Source organism: Pseudomonas sp. S11P7, assembly GCF_023195435.1.
Lineage (GTDB): Bacteria > Pseudomonadota > Gammaproteobacteria > Pseudomonadales > Pseudomonadaceae > Aquipseudomonas > Aquipseudomonas fluorescens_G.
On the sequence record NZ_JALPKS020000002.1, the window covers coordinates 1,350,001 to 1,369,405 of the forward strand.

A 19,405-nucleotide genomic window follows, 5' to 3' on the forward strand; every position below is an offset into this window, starting at 1 on the left:
ATACACCGAAGCTACGGGTATCATCTTCGGATGATGCGGTAGAGGAGCGTTCTGTAAGCCTGTGAAGGTGAGTTGAGAAGCTTGCTGGAGGTATCAGAAGTGCGAATGCTGACATGAGTAACGACAATGGGTGTGAAAAACACCCACGCCGAAAGACCAAGGTTTCCTGCGCAACGTTAATCGACGCAGGGTTAGTCGGTCCCTAAGGCGAGGCTGAAAAGCGTAGTCGATGGAAAACAGGTTAATATTCCTGTACTTCTGGTTATTGCGATGGAGGGACGGAGAAGGCTAGGCCAGCTTGGCGTTGGTTGTCCAAGTTTAAGGTGGTAGGCTGAGATCTTAGGTAAATCCGGGATCTTAAGGCCGAGAGCTGATGACGAGTTACCCTTTGGGTGACGAAGTGGTTGATGCCATGCTTCCAAGAAAAGCTTCTAAGCTTCAGGTAACCAGGAACCGTACCCCAAACCGACACAGGTGGTTGGGTAGAGAATACCAAGGCGCTTGAGAGAACTCGGGTGAAGGAACTAGGCAAAATGGCACCGTAACTTCGGGAGAAGGTGCGCCGGTGAGGGTGAAGGACTTGCTCCGTAAGCTCATGCCGGTCGAAGATACCAGGCCGCTGCGACTGTTTATTAAAAACACAGCACTCTGCAAACACGAAAGTGGACGTATAGGGTGTGACGCCTGCCCGGTGCCGGAAGGTTAATTGATGGGGTTAGCTAACGCGAAGCTCTTGATCGAAGCCCCGGTAAACGGCGGCCGTAACTATAACGGTCCTAAGGTAGCGAAATTCCTTGTCGGGTAAGTTCCGACCTGCACGAATGGCGTAACGATGGCGGCGCTGTCTCCACCCGAGACTCAGTGAAATTGAAATCGCTGTGAAGATGCAGTGTATCCGCGGCTAGACGGAAAGACCCCGTGAACCTTTACTATAGCTTTGCACTGGACTTTGAACTTGCTTGTGTAGGATAGGTGGGAGGCTTTGAAGCGTGGACGCCAGTTCGCGTGGAGCCATCCTTGAAATACCACCCTGGCAACTTTGAGGTTCTAACTCAGGTCCGTTATCCGGATCGAGGACAGTGTATGGTGGGTAGTTTGACTGGGGCGGTCTCCTCCTAAAGAGTAACGGAGGAGTACGAAGGTGCGCTCAGACCGGTCGGAAATCGGTCGTAGAGTATAAAGGCAAAAGCGCGCTTGACTGCGAGACAGACACGTCGAGCAGGTACGAAAGTAGGTCTTAGTGATCCGGTGGTTCTGTATGGAAGGGCCATCGCTCAACGGATAAAAGGTACTCCGGGGATAACAGGCTGATACCGCCCAAGAGTTCATATCGACGGCGGTGTTTGGCACCTCGATGTCGGCTCATCACATCCTGGGGCTGAAGCCGGTCCCAAGGGTATGGCTGTTCGCCATTTAAAGTGGTACGCGAGCTGGGTTTAGAACGTCGTGAGACAGTTCGGTCCCTATCTGCCGTGGACGTTTGAGATTTGAGAGGGGCTGCTCCTAGTACGAGAGGACCGGAGTGGACGAACCTCTGGTGTTCCGGTTGTCACGCCAGTGGCATTGCCGGGTAGCTATGTTCGGGAAAGATAACCGCTGAAAGCATCTAAGCGGGAAACTTGCCTCAAGATGAGATCTCACTGGAACCTTGAGTTCCCTGAAGGGCCGTCGAAGACTACGACGTTGATAGGTTGGGTGTGTAAGCGCTGTGAGGCGTTGAGCTAACCAATACTAATTGCCCGTGAGGCTTGACCATATAACACCCAAGCAATTTGCGCTTAAGAGCCAGATTGCGGTGTGTGAAGACGAAACGAACCGAAAGTTCGAAGTTCACAAACACCTGGCTGTCACATACCCAATTTGCTGAAGCGAGGCCATCTGGTCACGACTCAGTACCCGAATTTCTTGACGACCATAGAGCGTTGGAACCACCTGATCCCATCCCGAACTCAGCAGTGAAACGATGCATCGCCGATGGTAGTGTGGGGTTTCCCCATGTGAGAGTAGGTCATCGTCAAGATTAAATTCCGAAACCCCAATTGCGAAAGCAGTTGGGGTTTTGTTTTGCCTGCGGTAAAGCTTTGCCGATGGATTGCTCCGCTCGTTCTTAAATAAAACGTCCTGAAGTCGCAGGACAGTTTTTGGTATGGTGCAGCTCGTTTTTTACGGACATGCCCACGGATCGGCATTCATTCATGTTTAAGAGTTGCTGTAGAAATGCCTGAAGCCATCCCGATCAAGGACCACGAAAAAGAGACGCGTCTGGTCAACAAACGCTTGATTGCCTGCGCCTTGTTCGTCTTTGCAATCAGCTGCGCTCTGGTCGTGCGCCTGTACATACTGCAAGTAGTGGAGTTCGACTACCACTCGACCATCTCTGAAAACAACCGCGTCCACGTATTGCCGATCCCGCCTACGCGCGGCCTGATTTACGACCGCAACGGCGTGGTGCTTGCCGATAACCGTCCCAGCTTCAACTTGACGATCACCCGCGAGCGCGCCAGCGACGTCAATCAAGAGCTGAACGAGGTCATCAACCTCCTGCATTTGCCTGCAGAGGATCGCGCGGTTTTCGACAAAGCGATGAAACAGTCCCGTCACCCCTTTACTCCGGTGACGCTGTTCTATGAGCTGACCGAAGAGCAAATCGCAGTATTGGCCGTCAACGAGTTTCGTCTGCCAGGCATTGATGTCGAGCCGCAATTTGTTCGCGACTATCCGCTCGGGGCACATTTTGCCCACTCGATCGGCTATGTCGGCCGGATCAACGAAAAAGAATCCAAAACGCTGGATTCGGTCGAGTACCGTGGCACTCAGTCCATCGGTAAAACCGGCATCGAGCGTTTTTACGAAGCGCAGTTGCATGGCCACGTCGGTTACGAGGAAGTAGAAACCAACGCACAGGGCAGGGTGCTTCGGGTGCTTAAACACACCGATCCGGTGCCGGGCAAAAACATCGTGCTCAGCCTCGACGTCAAACTGCAGGAAGCAGCTGAAGCCGCGCTGGGTGATCGTCGTGGATCAGTGGTAGCGCTTGATCCGTCGACCGGCGAAGTATTGGCGATGGTCAGCAATCCGAGCTTCGACCCGAACCTGTTCGTCACCGGCATCAGCTCCAAGGAATACTCGGCACTGCGCGACTCGATTGACCGGCCGCTGTTCAACCGAGTGCTGCGCGGGCTCTACGCACCGGGATCGACGATCAAGCCAGAAGTGGCCATTGCCGGACTCGACGCCGGCGTCGTGACACCGCAGACCCGCGTCTTCGACCCCGGTTACTACCAGCTCCCCGATTTCGATCACAAATATCGCAACTGGAACCACAGCGGCGACGGCTGGGTGGACATGGACGCCGCGATCATGCGCTCCAACGATACTTACTTCTATGATCTGGCTCACAAGCTCGGCATCGATCGTCTCCACGATTACATGGCGATGTTCGGCCTCGGTGAGAAAGTCTCGCTGGACATGTTTGAAGAGTCGCCCGGCCTCATGCCGTCGCAAGCGTGGAAGCGTGCCACACGGCGCCAGGCATGGTTTCCGGGCGAAACCGTGATCCTCGGCATCGGCCAGGGCTATATGCAAGTCACGCCGCTGCAACTGGCTCAGGCCACCGCATTGATCGCCAATAAAGGCGTGTGGAACCGTCCGCACCTGGCCAAGACCGTCGATGGCGTCGCGCCAGTCGACGAGCATCCGATGCCGAACATTCTGCTCAAGGACCCGCGCGATTGGGAGCAGGTCAACCACGGCATGCAAATGGTCATGCACGATGCCCGGGGCATTGCCCGCGCGGCCGCGGCGGGTGCGCAATACCGCATCGCTGGCAAGAGTGGTACGGCGCAAGTGGTGGCGATCAAGCAGGGTGAGCGCTACAACCGTGAGAAAACCCTCGAACGCCATCGCGACAACGCTTTGTTTGTAGGGTTTGCCCCGGCCGAACATCCGAAGATCGCCATTTCGGTAATGATTGAAAACGGCGAGGCCGGTGGTCGTGTCGCCGGACCTGTGGTGCGGCAGATCATGGATGCCTGGTTGCTCGATCAGGACGGTCATCTCAAGCCGCAGTACGCAGCGCCAAGCAAGGCACCGGGGGATCCGCACGTTTGATCGTTCAGTGGTCGGTATCTGGCTGACAGCTTCGCGAGCAGGCTCGCCCACAGTGCAAGCATTTCGACTGGGGAGCGGGTCTGTGATTCAGAGCTGTTTCAGGCGCCCGGCACCGGGCAGCTCATGTCACCTTCCTCGCACTTCAGATACTGCTTCAGCGCTTCAACCCGCGTTTTCGTCATGCTGGTCATGCAGTTGCTGTAAATCAAAGGATAGACGCTCCCTCCTGCAACGCCCGATGCGGAGAACTTGCACTCGGTATCGCGAAACCCGATCCACGCCCGCTGCGCACTGACCAGCAGTTTTTTGCCATCAGGATTGTTCTTCAAACGTGCGGTGATCTGCTGATACACCGTGTTCAGTTCCTTGTCCGCCGCTTTGAAATCCTGCCCGGCGCACTGATTCATCGTCGCCTGATCGCTGGCATTCGCGCAGTCAACGGCGGCATCGACGAGCGGGGAGAAAAGAAGCGGCGACAGGATCAAAAGCAGACGTGGGAACATGGTCAAATCTCGCTGTAGCGAAGGTCAAGTGGCAAGCAGTGTAGCGGTTGCGCCGCGTTTATTCAGTCGGCCGCAATCGGCAAGCTGCGAGCAAACGGTCGGCGATAGCGGCAATCTCTGCACCATCGTGCAGCTGCGCGAGCCAATGCGCAGGTATGCCCTGTACGCCGTAATGGGCGCCGGCCAACTGACCGGTGATTGCGGCAGTGGTATCGGCGTCATCGCCAAGGTTGGCCGCTTGCAGTATCGCCGCTGCGAAGCTGTCCGTACGCTGAAAGCACCACAGTGCCGCTTCCAGAGACTGCACGCTGTAGCCGCTGCCTTTGATATCCGCCTCGGACAAACTGAGGTAATCGCCACGGGCAATGGCCGCGACCTTGGGCTGCGAGAAGCTGGCGGATGACAGCCGGCGCAGCTCTGCTTTGCTTGCGCCTGCAAGTGCGTTAGCGATCAGGCCGGCCAACAGTTGGCAGCACTCAACGGCTTCCGGGGCGGCGTGGGTCGTTCGTGAACTGTCGGCAGCAAATGTCTGGATCTGCTGGACATCGGGAAAATAGAACAGCACCACCGGAGCCAGGCGCATCAGCGAACCGTTACCGGCGCTGTATGGGTCGGTCGAGCCGGCAAAGGGGTCGGCGGTTTGCTGATACTTTGCCAGCGCCTGGCTGACGGTCGTGCCGATATCGAAACACTCACCGGTTGAGCTGAGATAACCCCATTGCGACCAATTGAGGTAACGGCCCATCTGATCAACCGCGTCGAATCCATTTTTGATCAGCAGGCTTTCCGCCAGACACAACGCCATCGAGGTGTCATCGGTCCACTGACCGGTTTCAAGGTGGAAGGGGCCACCACCGACCATGTCGGTCAACGGTGGGAATGATCCCCGTGGTTTGAACTCAACCGTAGTACCGACGGCGTCGCCGCACGCCAGACCGAGCAGGGCGCCGCGATAACGATCGGCAAGGGATGGCAGCATGACGCAATCCTTTTTCATTCATGTCGCTGGCAAAGGTACCAGCCTCGCTGCGAAACGGGCTGGGCATGCGTCGTGTCACTGGCAAAAAAAACGCAGCAGGATGTTTCCTTTTACAAATGACTTGCACCGCTTTGATACAACTTCACATTGGACATGTGGTCATACAAGCCTAGTGTTCAGAACAGGAGGTGACGTATGAAGCCAGTACCCAATAGTTTCGAACGCAAGATCACGCTCAAGGCGCCGCGTTCGCATGTCTGGCGTGCCTTGGTCGATGCCGAGGCGTTTGGCCAGTGGTTTGGCGTGGCGCTGGAGGGTCGCCGCTTCATTGCCGGGGAATGGACGCAGGGGCAGGTCACCTATCCGGGTTATGAACACGTCTTATGGAATGTATTGATCGAGCGGGTCGAGCCACAGCAGCTTTTTTCGTTCCGCTGGCATCCGTATGCGGTCAATCCGAAAATCGATTACTCCCAGGAGCCGACCACGCTGGTCAGATTCGAGCTGGAAGATTTCGAGGATGGCACGCTGTTGAAAGTCTCTGAATCCGGATTTGCCCATATCCCCGATATTCGCCAGAAAGAGGCCTATTACATGGACAGTCGCGGCTGGGAAGAGCAACTGAGCAGACTCGAGCATTTCCTTGCTGAAAGCGCCAAGGCCCGTGAAAGCGGTGGTGCCTGACGCGACTAAGGGTTTTCGGAAGGGCTTCTATGGCGAATGTCTTACACGCTTTGGTAGCTTTTGCGACTATTGCTGATTGGATCCACTGGGTAATCTACACACATCAACTGAGACACAGGGAGTGTTTCAGGATCAAGGACGATCGACCATTGCAAGGATCGCTGCCGACAGGGAGTCGATAATGGTCTTGGGAAAAACCCGCTTCGGCGGGTTTTTTTTCGCCTGCAGGAAAGTGCCGGGCTGAAACAGAAACACCGCCAGATGGCGGTGTTTCTGTTTCAGCAGATATTACGAAGCAATCAACTGGCGCAACACGTAATGCAGGATTCCGCCAGCCTTGAAGTATTCCACCTCATTCAAGGTATCGATGCGGCACAACACCTCGATCTTCTCCTGACGCCCATTTTCGCGAGTGATCACCAGCGGCAGATTCATCCGCGGTGTCAGCTCGACACCACTCAGGCCCTGGATTTCAAAGGTTTCCTTGCCGGTCAGGTTGAGGCTCTTGCGATTCTGGTCCAGCTTGAACTGCAATGGCAGTACGCCCATGCCCACCAGATTCGAACGGTGGATCCGCTCGAAGCTTTCGGCAATTACCGCTTTGACGCCGAGCAGGTTGGTGCCTTTGGCCGCCCAGTCGCGACTGGAGCCGGTGCCATATTCCTGGCCAGCAATCACCACCAGCGGCGTTCCCGATGCCTGATATTTCATGGCCGCGTCGTAGATCGCCAGTTTCTCACCGGTCGGAATATAGATCGTGTTGCCACCTTCCTCGCCGCCGAGCATTTCGTTACGGATACGGATGTTGGCAAACGTGCCGCGCATCATCACTTCGTGGTTGCCGCGCCGTGAGCCGTAGGAGTTGAAGTCACGCGGTTCCACGCCTTTCTCGCGCAAATAGCGCCCGGCAGGGCTGTCGGCCTTGATGTTGCCGGCCGGGGAGATGTGGTCGGTGGTCACCGAATCGCCGAGCAGTGCCAATACGCGCGCAGCTTTGATGTCCTCTATCTGCGGCAGCGGCCCGGAGATATCGTCGAAGAACGGCGGGTGTTGAATGTAAGTCGAATCGTCCTGCCACACGTAGGTCGCCGCTTGCGGCACTTCGATCGCTTGCCACTGCTCGTCGCCGGCGAACACCTCGGCGTATTCCTTGTGGAACATGGCGGTGTTGACCTGATTCACCGCGTCGGCGATCTCCTGGCTGCTCGGCCAGATATCACGCAAATACACCGGATTGCCTTGTTGGTCTTGCCCCAGCGGTTCACTGCTGATGTCGTCGCGCACGCTGCCAGCCAAGGCATAGGCGACGACCAGCGGCGGTGAGGCCAGCCAGTTGGTTTTCACCAGCGGATGCACGCGGCCCTCGAAGTTGCGGTTGCCGGACAGCACCGAGGCCACGGTGAGGTCGGCTTTCTGAATGGCTTTCTCGATCGGCTCAGGCAGTGGTCCGGAATTGCCGATGCAGGTAGTGCAGCCGTAGCCGACCAGGGAAAACCCGAGCTGATCGAGGTATTGCGTCAGACCGGCGGCCTTGTAGTAGTCGGTGACCACTTTCGAACCCGGCGCCAGCGAACTTTTCACCCACGGCTTGCGGGTCAAGCCTTTCTCCACTGCCTTTTTCGCCAGCAACCCGGCAGCCATCATCACGCTCGGGTTGGAGGTGTTGGTGCACGAAGTGATCGCTGCGATGACCACGGCGCCGTTTTTCAGCCGATAGGTGTGGCCCTCGTATTCGTAATCCGCCTCACCGACCAGATCGGCGTTGCCCACTGCGACGCCGCCACCGCCCTCGCTTTCCAGGCGACCTTCTTCCTTGCTGGTGGGTTTGAATTGCAGATCGAGAAAATCACTGAACGCCTGCGCCACATTGGGCAGCGACACGCGGTCCTGCGGACGTTTCGGGCCGGCGAGACTGGCTTCGACGCTGCCCATGTCCAGCGCCAGGCTGTCAGTGAACAGTGGCTCCTGACCGGGCAGACGCCACAGGCCCTGCGCTTTGGTGTACGCCTCGACCAGTTTGACCACGGCCGGTGGCCGCCCGGACAGGCGCAGGTAGTCCAGTGTGACCTCGTCGACCGGGAAGAACCCGCACGTCGCCCCATATTCCGGGGCCATGTTGGCGATCGTCGCGCGGTCCGCCAGCGGCAGGTCGGCGAGGCCATCACCGTAAAATTCAACGAATTTGCCCACCACGCCTTTCTTGCGCAGCATCTGCGTGACCGTCAGTACCAGGTCAGTGGCGGTGATGCCTTCCTTGAGCTTGCCGGTGAGTTTGAAACCGATCACTTCCGGAATCAGCATCGACACCGGTTGCCCGAGCATTGCTGCTTCCGCTTCGATCCCGCCAACGCCCCAGCCGAGTACGCCGAGGCCGTTGATCATGGTGGTGTGCGAATCAGTGCCGACCAATGTATCGGGGAAGGCATAAGTGCGCCCATCCTCGTCCTTGGTCCACACGGTGCGCCCGAGGTATTCGAGGTTGACCTGATGGCAGATCCCGGTGCCCGGCGGCACCACGCTGAAATTGTCGAAGGCGCTCTGACCCCAGCGCAGAAAGGCATAACGCTCGCCGTTACGCTGCATTTCGATGTCGACGTTCTGCTCGAATGCGCTGGCGGAGGCGAATTTGTCGACCATCACCGAGTGGTCGATCACCAGATCCACCGGCGACAACGGATTGATCCGCTGCGGATCGCCGCCGGCCTTGGCCATCGCCGCGCGCATGGCGGCGAGGTCGACGACAGCGGGTACCCCGGTGAAATCCTGCATCAGGACGCGCGCCGGGCGGTACTGGATTTCGCGGTCGGAGCGGCGCTCCTTGAGCCATGCGGCGATGGCCTTGAGATCGGCGCTGGTGACGGTTTTCTCGTCTTCCCAGCGCAGCAGGTTTTCCAGCAACACCTTCAGCGACATCGGCAGTTTGTCGAGATCGCCGAGGCTCTTCGCGGCATCGGGCAGGCTGAAATAGTGGTAGGTCTGGTCGTCGATTTGTAGGGTTTTGAGCGTTTTCAGGCTATCGAGGGACGGCATTACGAGCACTCCTTTGAGTCCGCACGGCTACGGACTGAGGAAACGGACAGAGCATTAAACCTAGCCCTGTTTTGAATAGCTGGCTAATAACTGGACTCTGTGGCGAGAACCAAGGTTCCAACATCGGCTATCATGCGCCGGTTTTCGTGACAGGCTTTGCTGTGACGCAAGGCTTGAGCAGCGCGCAGAGGACCAATCCTCGTCCTTTGCCCAGGAGTAACAATGAACACCCTATTCATGCATTGCCGGCCAGGCTTCGAAGGCGAAGTCTGTTCGGAGATTTCCGACCTCGCCGCCCAGTTGAACGTCGCCGGTTACGCCAAGGCCAAAGCGGCCACGGCGTACGCCGAGTTTGTCTGCACCGAAGTAGACGGCGCCGAGCGCCTGATGCGCGGCCAGCGTTTCGCCGAGCTGATTTTCCCGCGGCAATGGGCGCGCGGTTTCTTCATCGATTTGCCGGAAACCGACCGCATCAGCGTGATCCTCGCGCACATGGCCGACTTCCCGGTCTGTGGCAGCCTGTGGCTGGAAGTGGTCGACACCAACGATGGCAAGGAACTGTCGAACTTCTGCAAGAAGTTCGAAGGCCCACTGCGCAAAGCCCTGACTGCTGCGGGAAAACTGATCGACGATGCCAGCAAGCCGCGCCTGCTGCTGACCTTCAAAAGTGGTCGCGAGGTGTTTCTCGGCATGGCCGACGCTGGTAACTCGGCGATGTGGCCGATGGGCATTCCCCGGCTGAAATTCCCCCGCGAGGCGCCGAGCCGTTCGACGCTGAAACTGGAAGAAGCGTGGCACCATTTCATTCCACGAGATCAATGGGAAGACCGTCTGCACAGCGACATGACCGGTGTCGACCTCGGCGCCGCGCCCGGCGGCTGGACCTGGCAACTGGTCAATCGCGGCATGCTGGTAACCGCTATCGATAATGGCCCGATGGCCGAGAGCCTGATGGACACGGGGCTGGTTCAGCACCTGATGGCTGACGGCTTTACCTTCAAGCCCAAGCAACCGGTGGACTGGATGGTTTGCGACATCGTCGAAAAGCCGGCGCGTAACGCGGCGATGCTCGAAGAGTGGATCGGCGAGGGCCATTGTCGTGAGGCGGTGGTCAACCTGAAGCTGCCGATGAAACAGCGTTATGCCGAAGTGAAGCGTTTGCTTGAGCGCATTGCCGACGGCTTCAAGGCGCGCGGGATCAAAGTCGACATTGGCTGCAAACAGCTGTATCACGATCGCGAAGAAGTGACCTGCCATTTGCGCCGGCATGACACAAAGAAAGCCAGATCGCGCTGACGCAACACGAAACCCTGTGCGAGCCTGCTCGCGAAGGCAATCTGTCAGTCAACACATCATTGACTGACCCAGCGCTTTCGCGAGCAGGCTCGCTCCCACCGGAGTGTGGCGTAACAACGCAGGTGACCGAACACCCGGCAATGCGCGACAATGCCGGCCTGTTTCAGGAGTAAACCATGAGTGAAATGATCGATACCCCGGTCGACGGTACCCTCGATGCCACCGGCCTCAATTGCCCTGAGCCGGTGATGATGCTGCACCAGCACATCCGTGATCTGGTGCCTGGCGGCCTGCTCAAGGTCATCGCCACCGATCCGTCGACCCAGCGCGATATTCCCAAATTCTGCGTGTTCCTCGACCATGAACTGGTCGGCAAGCACGAAGACGCCGGTACTTACCTGTACTGGATTCGCAAGAAGCAGGCCTGAGTTCGAGGCCAACGCCAAAACAAGTGTGGGAGCCAGTCTGCTGGCGATGACGGCAAATCAGTCCATATCTCTGTGACTGATCTGCCGCAATCGCCAGCAGGCTGGCTCCCACATTTTTGTTGCGGTAGAAAGTGTTCAGCCAGCCGAGCGACTGATGCGGATGCGCTTGCGCGCGCTGCGGGTCAGGCGGATCGACAGCATCAGCGCTGCACAGCTCAAGCCGACAATCAGACCTTGCCACAGACCGCTCGGGCCGCGTGGTTCGCCGAGCCAGTCGGTCAGGCCGAGGGCGTAACCCACCGGCAAACCAATCCCCCAGTAAGCGAAGAGAGTCAGAATCATCGTCACCCGCGTGTCCTGATAACCGCGCAAGGCGCCGGCGGCGGTGACCTGGATCGCATCGGAAAACTGGAACAGCGCCGAATACACGATCAGCATCGCAGCGATATGGATCACTGTCGGATCAGCCGTATAGATCGCCGCAATCGGCTCACGCAGCACCAGCATCATGCTCGCTGACAGGCACGCATAGGCCAATGCTGTGGCCATGCCGACACCGGCGGCAAACCGCGCCTCACGCGGCTCCTCACGCCCCAGCGCCTGACCGACGCGCACGGTGACGGCCATGCCCAGCGAGTAGGGGATCATGAACACCAGCGAACTGACGTTGAGCGCAATCTGATGCCCGGCGACCACCGTGGCGCCGAGGCTGCCGATCAGCAGGGCGATCACCGCAAAGATGCTCGATTCGGCAAACACCGCAATGCCGATTGGCAGACCGATCGCCAGCAGACGCTTGATCACCGCCCATTGTGGCCAGTCGAAACGGCTGAACAGCTCGCTTGAGCGATACGCCGGAGCCCAGCGCTCGTAGCCGGCCAGACCGAGTGCCATCACCCACATCACAATCGCCGTGGCCCAACCGCAGCCGACGCCGCCCATGGCCGGCAAGCCGAAATGACCATAAATGAAGATGTAGTTCAGCGGAATGTTCAGCGCCAGACCGCACAGGCCCAGCACCATCGCGGGCCGCGTGCGGCCCAGGCCGTCACTGAAGCAGCGCAGCACATGGTAGAACGCCACCGCTGGCAGCCCGCTGGCGATGCCGTGCAGATATTGCATGCACGGGCCGATCAGTTCCGGATCGACGTTCATCAAGTGCAGAACGGGCTCGGCCGCAAGCAGCATCGCCGTGGCGATCAGGCCGACCACCAGCGCCAGCCACAGGGCCTGACGGACAATCGGGCCGATCTCGCTGTGCGTGCCAGCGCCAAAGCGCTGGGCGACTTTCGGCGTGGTCGCCAGCAGCGTGCCGGTCATCAGCAGAAACACCGGCACCCAGATCGAATTGCCCAACGCCACTGCCGCCAGGTCTTTCGGCCCGACACGCCCGGCCATCACCGCATCGACAAAGCCCATGGCGGTCGTCGCCAGTTGCGCGATGATGATCGGCAAGGCCAGGGCGAGCAGGGTTTTCAGCTCCAGGCGAATCCGCGCAGGGCGAGAAAGGCTAACGGCGACAGGTTGATCAGTAACGGAATTCACAGGCAAGACGTCCACAGGTGTTGATGCGCAAGGCGCCGCATTCTACGCCGCTGACGTTGCAGTCAGGAAAAATCCTCGTAGCGGATTTGTAAGCACAATGTCTGCTGGTCCGGCGGTCGATCTGCACCTAAACTGCCGATCCGCCCAAGGAGCCCGCCATGCTGATTGTTGCCGACGAAAATATCCCGCTGCTCGATGCCTTTTTTGCCGGGTTCGGCGAGATCCGCCGAGTACCCGGCCGTGCCATCGACCGTGCGACGGTCGAGCAGGCCGACGTACTGCTCGTGCGCTCGGTGACCCAGGTCAACCGAGCGCTGCTGGAGGGCAGCAAGGTGCGCTTTGTCGGCACGTGCACGATCGGCACCGATCATCTGGATCTGGACTACTTCAATCAAGCCGGCATTACCTGGTCGAGCGCGCCGGGCTGCAATGCCCGTGGCGTGGTCGATTATGTATTGGGCAGCCTGATGACCCTGGCTGAAATCGAAGGTGTCGATCTGACTCGACGCACCTACGGCGTTGTCGGTGCAGGTGAGGTCGGTGGGCGTTTGATCAAGGTGCTCAAGGGCCTCGGCTGGGCTGTAAAAGTCTGCGACCCGCCGCGTCAGGCAGCCGGAGGCGGCGATTACGTTAGCCTCGATGAAATCATCGAGCAGTGCGATGTGATCAGCCTGCACACTCCGCTGACCCGTAGCGGTGAAGACGCAACCTGGCATCTGCTGGATGAGCAGCGTTTGCGCCAGCTCAAGCCCGGCGCATGGTTGATCAACGCCGCACGCGGCCCGGTGGTGGCTAACGCCGCGCTGCGTCAGGTGCTGCTGGATCGTGAAGACCTGCAAGCCGTGCTCGATGTCTGGGAGGATGAACCCGAGGTCGACGTCGCTTTAGCTGAGCTCTGCGTGCTGGCAACCCCGCACATCGCCGGTTACAGCCTCGATGGCAAGCAGCGCGGTACGGCGCAGATCTATCAGGCGTATTGCACTTTCATCGGCCAGCCGGCGAGCATTCAGCTCAGCGATCTGCTGCCGGTGCCGTGGTTGTCGCAGGTGACGCTGCACGCCGACAGCGATCCGGCCTGGGCGCTGGCGATGTTGTGTCGGGGCGTGTACGACCCGCGTCGCGACGATGCGGATTTTCGCCGCAGCCTGGTAGGCAATGTCGCTGAGCAGCGTGCGGCGTTTGATGTGCTGCGCAAGCGATATCCGGTGCGGCGCGAGATTGAAGGCTTGCAGGTGCGGATTGAAGGGGACGCGCCGGCATTGGCGCAAATCGTCGCGGCGCTGGGGGCCGTGGCAGTCTAGAAAACCGAGGCGACGCTTTCGCGAGCAGGCTCGCTCCCACAAGGGATCTTCAGTGAATGAGATATCCACGTGGGAGCGAGCCTGCTCGCGAAGGCCGCAACCCGATCCTGAATTGCAGTCATAAAAAACCCGGCAAACAGGGCCGGGTCAGGAATGCGGTGGCTATATCACTCTTGTTCGGCAGGCTTGACCAATCGCTTTTCCAGTTCGCGGCACGCGTCCTGGATCATGTCTTCAGTGATCGGTACTTCACGCCCGTCCTTATCGATAATCGAGCAACCCAGAGCTTGGCCGGGTTTGGTGCGAATCACTTCAATCTTGTCTTCGCTGCTGTGTTGCAAGGACATGGCCTGTCTCCTCATCAGGTTGTGTGCCTAGATTAAAACCGCCGCGTGACCAGGCTGTGACAACTCCCTGTGGTCGGTTGGCGAACGGCATCTTTACTCAAACAGAAATGGCCGCTCGTCTCAACCGCAACCTTAGACCAATCGTTTCTAGCATCCTGAGATCACGGGCATATTTAACCTGACTCATTGTGATTTACAGAGTTCCACCCCATCTCGGTTACAGGCAGGCCCTATTTACCCAGCGCAGATGTGAATTACATGATTTCGATGCTCACTTCCCGGCACCGGCGCGCTTTGCGTCTGACCAGTCATTTTCTCCTGCCGTATCGCTGGCACGCCTTTGGCGCGCTGCTCGCCCTGATCGTTACCGCCGGCATCACCTTGTCGATGGGGCAGGGCATCAAACTACTGGTGGACCAGGGTTTCATGACCCGATCGCCGCACCTGCTCAACCAGTCCATCGGGATTTTCATGCTGCTGGTGCTGGGGCTGGCCGTGGGCACGTTCGCGCGTTTCTATCTGGTCTCGTGGATTGGCGAGCGCGTGGTCGCCGACATTCGCCGCCAGGTGTTCAACCATCTTGTGTATTTGCATCCGGGCTTTTACGAGAACAACCGCAGCTCGGAAATCCAGTCGCGCCTGACCGCCGACACCACGCTGTTGCAATCGGTGATCGGCTCTTCGCTGTCGCTGTTTTTGCGCAACTTGCTGATGGTGATCGGCGGCGTGGTGCTGCTGTTCATCACCAACCCCAAACTCACCAGCATCGTGGTGATCGCACTGCCGTTGGTGATCGCGCCGATTCTGCTGTTCGGCCGACGCGTGCGCAATCTGTCGCGCCTGAGCCAGGACCGGATCGCTGATATCGGCAGCTATGTTTCAGAAACCCTCGGACAGATCAAAACCGTGCAGGCCTATAACCATCAAATACAGGACGAACAGCGTTTTGCCTCGACGGTCGAGCAGACGTTCGAGACTGCGCGCAAACGGATTTTTCAGCGCGCGTGGCTGATTACGCTGGTTATCGTGCTGGTGCTCGGCGCGGTGGCGGTGATGTTGTGGGTGGGCGGCATGGACGTCATGGCCGGGCGGATTTCCGCAGGCGAACTGGCAGCGTTCGTTTTCTACAGCCTGATCGTCGGCAGCGCATTCGGCACCCTGAGCGAAGTCATCGGCGAACTGCAGCGCGCGGCAGGTGCCGCTGAACGCATCGCCGAACTGCTGCGCTCGGAGAACATCATCCAGCCACCCACGACCGGGCTGGTGACTTTGCCGGCGCGGGTCAGCGGTGAGCTGGAACTCAAGGATGTGCGTTTTTCCTACCCCTCGCGTCCAGAAAGCTATGCGGTCGACGGCTTGAATCTGACCGTGAAAGCGGGCGAAACCCTCGCTCTGGTTGGCCCATCCGGTGCGGGCAAGTCCACGGTGTATGACTTGTTACTGCGTTTCTACGATCCGCTGGCGGGGCAGATCCTGCTCGATGGCGTGCCGCTGACAAGCCTTGATCCGCTGGATCTGCGCCGTTGCTTTGCCCTCGTCTCGCAAACACCGGCGCTGTTTTTGGCAGCGTCGAGGAGAATATCCGCTACGGCTGCCCGACGGCGACGCTGGAGCAGGTCAAGGAAGCCGCCCGCATCGCCCATGCTCATGACTTTATCGAACAGATGCCTCACGGCTACCAGACGCACCTGGGCGATGGCGGCCTCGGCCTCTCCGGCGGCCAGCGCCAGCGTCTGGCCATCGCCCGCGCCTTGCTGGTCGACGCACCGATCCTGCTGCTGGACGAAGCCACCAGCGCCCTCGACGCGCAGAGCGAGCACCTGATCCAGCAAGCCCTGCCCAGGCTGATGCACAACCGCACCACGCTGGTGATCGCCCATCGTCTGGCCACGGTCAAGAATGCCGACCGGATTGCCGTAATGGATCAGGGCAGGCTTGTGGCGATAGGCACGCATCAGGAACTGATTGCCAGCAATGCGCTGTATGCGCGGTTGGCGGCGTTGCAGTTTAATGATGGAAACGGAATCACTGATCAACTGTGATCAAAGGTGCGTGGATCGGGCATTATGGCGGCCTGTTTGAATGCCTGGATGGACACATGAGTCGTTATCAACCGCCGTTGACTCTCACCGCCCGAATGATCGCCCTGATTGCGGAAATCAGCGAACAAATCGGTCAGCTCTCGGTTGTGGACGACAACAGGCAGACGCCGCAACTACGCCGCAGCAATCGTATTCGAACAATCCAGGCTTCTCTTGCGATTGAAAACAATACACTGAGCATCGAGCAGGTCACCGCCGTTCTCGCAGGACGTCGGGTGCTAGGGTTGCCCAAAGAAATCCAGGAAGTGCGCAATGCTTTCGCGGCTTATGAAGCTATGCCGCATTGGCAGCCAGCCAACAGGGCCGACTTGCTTGGAGCCCATGAGTTATTGATGCAGGGGTTGATTGATGAATGCGGGCGCCTGCGTCGGGCGGGCGTAGGGATTTATCGCGGTGATCAATTGGTTCATATGGCCCCGCCGCCGAGCCGGATATCTGCGCTAATCGACGATCTGCTGGCATGGCTCGACAAGTCGGACTGGCATCCGTTGATCACCAGCTGTGTTTTTCATTATGAATTCGAATTCATCCATCCGTTTGCTGATGGAAACGGGCGAATGGGTCGGTTGTGGCAAACGTTGATACTCAGTCAATGGCGACCGGTACTGGCTTATCTGCCTGTTGAGGCGGTCATACGCGAGGAGCAGGATGCCTATTACGCAGCGCTGTCGGCGGCTGACCGGATGGCCGAGGCCACGCCGTTCGTTGAATACATGCTGCAGGCATTGAACATTTCGCTGCGTGAGGCGATTGGTTCCGAGACGGTGACCGACCCAGTAACCGACCCAGTAACCGACCCAGTAGAAAGGTTATTGCTGATGCTTGAACATCGCTCTATGAGAACCAGCGAGCTGATGGTTGAGATCGGTCTGACACATAGAGCCACTTTCAGAACCAACTATCTCAAACCAGCCTTGGCGGCTGGTTTGATAGAAATGTCTGATCCGGAAAATCCGAAAAGCCCGACCCAGAGATATCGCCTGACTGATCGCGGAACAGCCACCGCCTCCAGATTGAAACGAAAATAAGGCTTCGAGCGATTCAACAAAAATGCCCGTATCTCACGATACGGGCATTTTTCATGACTCGGCCTCAGCTCGTTCTTACTGATCGTCGAAATACCGCTCATGCCAATCCACCAGCGGCTGTGGCGAGTTGAGCTTCTGGCCGTAGATCACCGAGTACGACAGCACGTTCTGCACGTACTGGCGGGTTTCGTCGAACGGGATGCTTTCCACCCAGACGTCGAAACTCAGGTGGTCGGCGCCGCGCAGCCACTGGCGCACGCGGCCCGGGCCGGCGTTGTAGGCGGCGGAGGCGAGGACGCGGTTGCCGTTGAACTGGCTGTGTACCTGGCTCAGGTAAGCGGCGCCGAGCTGGATGTTCTTGTCCGGATCGAGCACCTGCTGCGGCGAGGCCAGCGGGATACTGAACTTGCGCGCGGTTTCCTTGGCCGTGCCGGGCATCAATTGCATCAGGCCGCTGGCGCCGACGCCGGAGCGGGCGTCGTCCATGAAAGCGCTTTCCTGACGGGTGATGGCGAACACCCAGCTCGAGTGCAAGCCACGCACCTTGGCTTCACGCACCAGCGTGTCGCGGTGGGCCATCGGGAAGCGAATATCGAGATCGTCCCAATATTGCGCCTGGCTGATGGTGCGGATGGCCGGGAAATACCATTTCAGGTCATAGGCGAGTTTGGCCTGGGCGACCATTTCGTCACGGTTGAAATGCCGGCTGACGTGATACCACTCGCGGCGACCGTCGACGATTTGCCCGCGAGCGTGGAATTCCAGCGCACGACGCACGCCCGGTGTGTTGCGCACCTTGTTGATCAAGGCTTGGCTGAGCACCAGCGGCTTGTTGTTCAGCGAGTACGGCGATTGCGAGCGATCAGCGGCGAGGAAGCCATAGAAGTCACGCTCGCGCGCAAGGTTCTTGTACAGCGTCTGGGCTTGCGGATTCTGCGGCTGGGCCAGTTCGAGGCTGCGCGCCTGCCAGTAGCGCCAGCGGTTGGTGGTGGCCAGATCCTGCGGCAGGCGTTTGGTCAGTTCATAGGCGTCATCCCAACGGGCCAGACGCAGCAGCAGGCGCAAGCGCCATTCGGAAACGGCGTTGTCGCGCAGCTCCGGATCGTACTTGGTCATCACATCAAGGGCGCGGCTGTCGAAACGACGGGCCAGGGTCAGGCCGATTTCGCGGGCGATCGCGACTTTTTCGTCACGGGAAAAGTGCATGCTGCTGGCGTAACCGTCGAGCAGGGCCATGGCCTTGTCCGGGTCCTGACGGGCGAGGCGGCGCAGGCCGAGGCTGACCACGTCTGACATCGGCTCATCGGCCGGGGTGAAGCGCGACGGCTGATTGAGCAGCTCGGGTTTTTGCGCGACATCGACCAGCAAACGACCGCGCGGGGCGAGGGTGGTCAAGCCGTTGATCAGGCTGTTCGCCAGCGGATAGTTACGCGCTTGCGCGGCGAGTTTGGTGCGCTCCCAGCGTTTCTGTTCGGTGAGCTGGCCGTCAGCCGCCCAAATGCCAAACAGCGCGTCACATGCCGCCGGTTGCGATTTGCCGGTCAGCCAGAGTTTTTCCGCGTTGGCGTAACCCTCGGCCTTCTTGTCGTGGCTGATCTGGTATTGCGCGTTCAGGCAGTCGAGTTCGGTGAAGTTGAGCTTCGGGTCGTAATGCTTGACGAAGGTTGCCCAGTCGCCGCGGTCAGCGAGCCAACGCAACCAGCGCAGTTTCATCCAGTTGGCCTGAGGCAGATCGCCGTGCTCGGCGAGAAACTTCTCGATCTCGGCGTTGCTCGCCGATTTCAGGCGCGCGGTCAGCTCGTCGTAGGCCAGATACGGCTCCAGCGGATAATCGGCCAGCGCCTGGCTGTAACGGAAATACGGGCCGGTATCGCCCTTGGCCAGCGCGCGCTTGGCTTCATCGTAATACTGGCGTTGGGTGGAGAGGTCCACGGCCTGGGCGGATTGAGCGGCAGCGGCGGTGAACAACAAACAGGACAAAACACTGAAAAGGCGACTGCGCATGAGACATCCGGGCAGAGAAATCATGACAAGTGCCGACCTCGGTCAGCA

Annotated in this window: 12 protein-coding genes, 2 rRNA genes and 1 pseudogene (1 of these 15 cut by a window edge); 9 read left to right on the forward strand and 6 right to left on the reverse strand. The window is 58.9% G+C overall.

The genetic code is table 11. The annotated features are described in order from the left end of the window. From M0746_RS06260 to mrdA, 3 genes are all read left to right on the forward strand, one after another. Positions 1-1,756: ribosomal RNA gene (locus tag M0746_RS06260) — 23S ribosomal RNA — on the forward strand; it begins 1,138 nt to the left of the window's first position. A gap of 148 nt (positions 1,757-1,904) precedes the next feature. Continuing rightward, positions 1,905-2,020 (forward strand): 5S ribosomal RNA (rrf, locus tag M0746_RS06265). Positions 2,021-2,217: 197 nt separating this feature from the next. Next, complete coding sequence (gene mrdA / locus M0746_RS06270; RefSeq protein WP_208940380.1) at positions 2,218-4,110, forward strand: penicillin-binding protein 2; 1,893 nt, start codon at positions 2,218-2,220, stop codon at positions 4,108-4,110. A 98-nt stretch (positions 4,111-4,208) separates the two neighbouring features. Here the strand turns inward: mrdA and M0746_RS06275 are convergent, their stop codons facing one another. Next, positions 4,209-4,613 carry a lysozyme inhibitor LprI family protein gene (locus M0746_RS06275; RefSeq protein WP_258448520.1) on the reverse strand — a complete coding sequence of 135 codons (405 nt, stop codon included), beginning with the start codon at positions 4,611-4,613 and terminating at the stop codon, positions 4,209-4,211. A 58-nt stretch (positions 4,614-4,671) separates the two neighbouring features. Next, the gene (locus tag M0746_RS06280) at positions 4,672-5,592 is read right to left on the reverse strand and encodes an ADP-ribosylglycohydrolase family protein (protein ID WP_258448521.1); all 921 of its coding nucleotides are present in this window, start codon (positions 5,590-5,592) and stop codon (positions 4,672-4,674) included. Positions 5,593-5,787: 195 nt separating this feature from the next. Here M0746_RS06280 and M0746_RS06285 point away from each other — a divergent pair, with 195 nt between their 5' ends. Then, on the forward strand, positions 5,788-6,276 hold the full coding sequence (locus tag M0746_RS06285) for an SRPBCC family protein (RefSeq protein ID WP_093099856.1): 489 nt from the start codon (positions 5,788-5,790) through the stop codon (positions 6,274-6,276). A gap of 288 nt (positions 6,277-6,564) precedes the next feature. On the opposite strand, the gene acnA is transcribed toward M0746_RS06285, so the two are convergent. Continuing rightward, positions 6,565-9,306 (reverse strand): aconitate hydratase AcnA, encoded by a 2,742-nt coding sequence (gene acnA, locus M0746_RS06290; RefSeq protein ID WP_258448522.1) that lies wholly within the window; start codon positions 9,304-9,306, stop codon positions 6,565-6,567. Positions 9,307-9,528: 222 nt separating this feature from the next. On the opposite strand from acnA, the gene rlmM reads away from it, so the two are divergent. After that, a complete protein-coding gene (gene rlmM / locus M0746_RS06295; RefSeq protein ID WP_258448523.1) occupies positions 9,529-10,602 on the forward strand; it encodes a 23S rRNA (cytidine(2498)-2'-O)-methyltransferase RlmM in 1,074 nt (357 codons plus the stop codon). A gap of 176 nt (positions 10,603-10,778) precedes the next feature. Next, positions 10,779-11,030, forward strand: coding sequence for a sulfurtransferase TusA (tusA, locus tag M0746_RS06300; protein ID WP_258448524.1), 252 nt, complete (start codon positions 10,779-10,781; stop codon positions 11,028-11,030). A gap of 135 nt (positions 11,031-11,165) precedes the next feature. Here tusA and M0746_RS06305 read toward each other — a convergent pair whose 3' ends face one another. Then, entirely contained in the window at positions 11,166-12,575 is a 1,410-nt protein-coding gene (locus M0746_RS06305; protein WP_208940386.1) for an MATE family efflux transporter, read from the reverse strand. Positions 12,576-12,733: 158 nt separating this feature from the next. On the opposite strand from M0746_RS06305, the gene pdxB reads away from it, so the two are divergent. Beyond that, entirely contained in the window at positions 12,734-13,876 is a 1,143-nt protein-coding gene (gene pdxB, locus M0746_RS06310; protein ID WP_258448525.1) for a 4-phosphoerythronate dehydrogenase PdxB, read from the forward strand. Positions 13,877-14,043: 167 nt separating this feature from the next. Here the strand turns inward: pdxB and M0746_RS06315 are convergent, their stop codons facing one another. After that, the gene (locus M0746_RS06315) at positions 14,044-14,223 is read right to left on the reverse strand and encodes a PA1571 family protein (protein ID WP_258448526.1); all 180 of its coding nucleotides are present in this window, start codon (positions 14,221-14,223) and stop codon (positions 14,044-14,046) included. A 258-nt stretch (positions 14,224-14,481) separates the two neighbouring features. Between M0746_RS06315 and M0746_RS06320 the strand changes: the two are divergent. Both M0746_RS06320 and M0746_RS06325 read left to right on the forward strand, forming a co-directional pair. Continuing rightward, positions 14,482-16,265: pseudogene (locus M0746_RS06320) on the forward strand (ABC transporter transmembrane domain-containing protein). Between the two features lie 56 nt (positions 16,266-16,321). Further along, entirely contained in the window at positions 16,322-17,353 is a 1,032-nt protein-coding gene (locus M0746_RS06325) for a Fic family protein (protein WP_258448527.1), read from the forward strand. 75 nt (positions 17,354-17,428) lie between these two features. Here the strand turns inward: M0746_RS06325 and M0746_RS06330 are convergent, their stop codons facing one another. After that, the gene (locus tag M0746_RS06330) at positions 17,429-19,357 is read right to left on the reverse strand and encodes a transglycosylase SLT domain-containing protein (RefSeq protein WP_258448528.1); all 1,929 of its coding nucleotides are present in this window, start codon (positions 19,355-19,357) and stop codon (positions 17,429-17,431) included. Positions 19,358-19,405 lie beyond the last annotated feature (48 nt).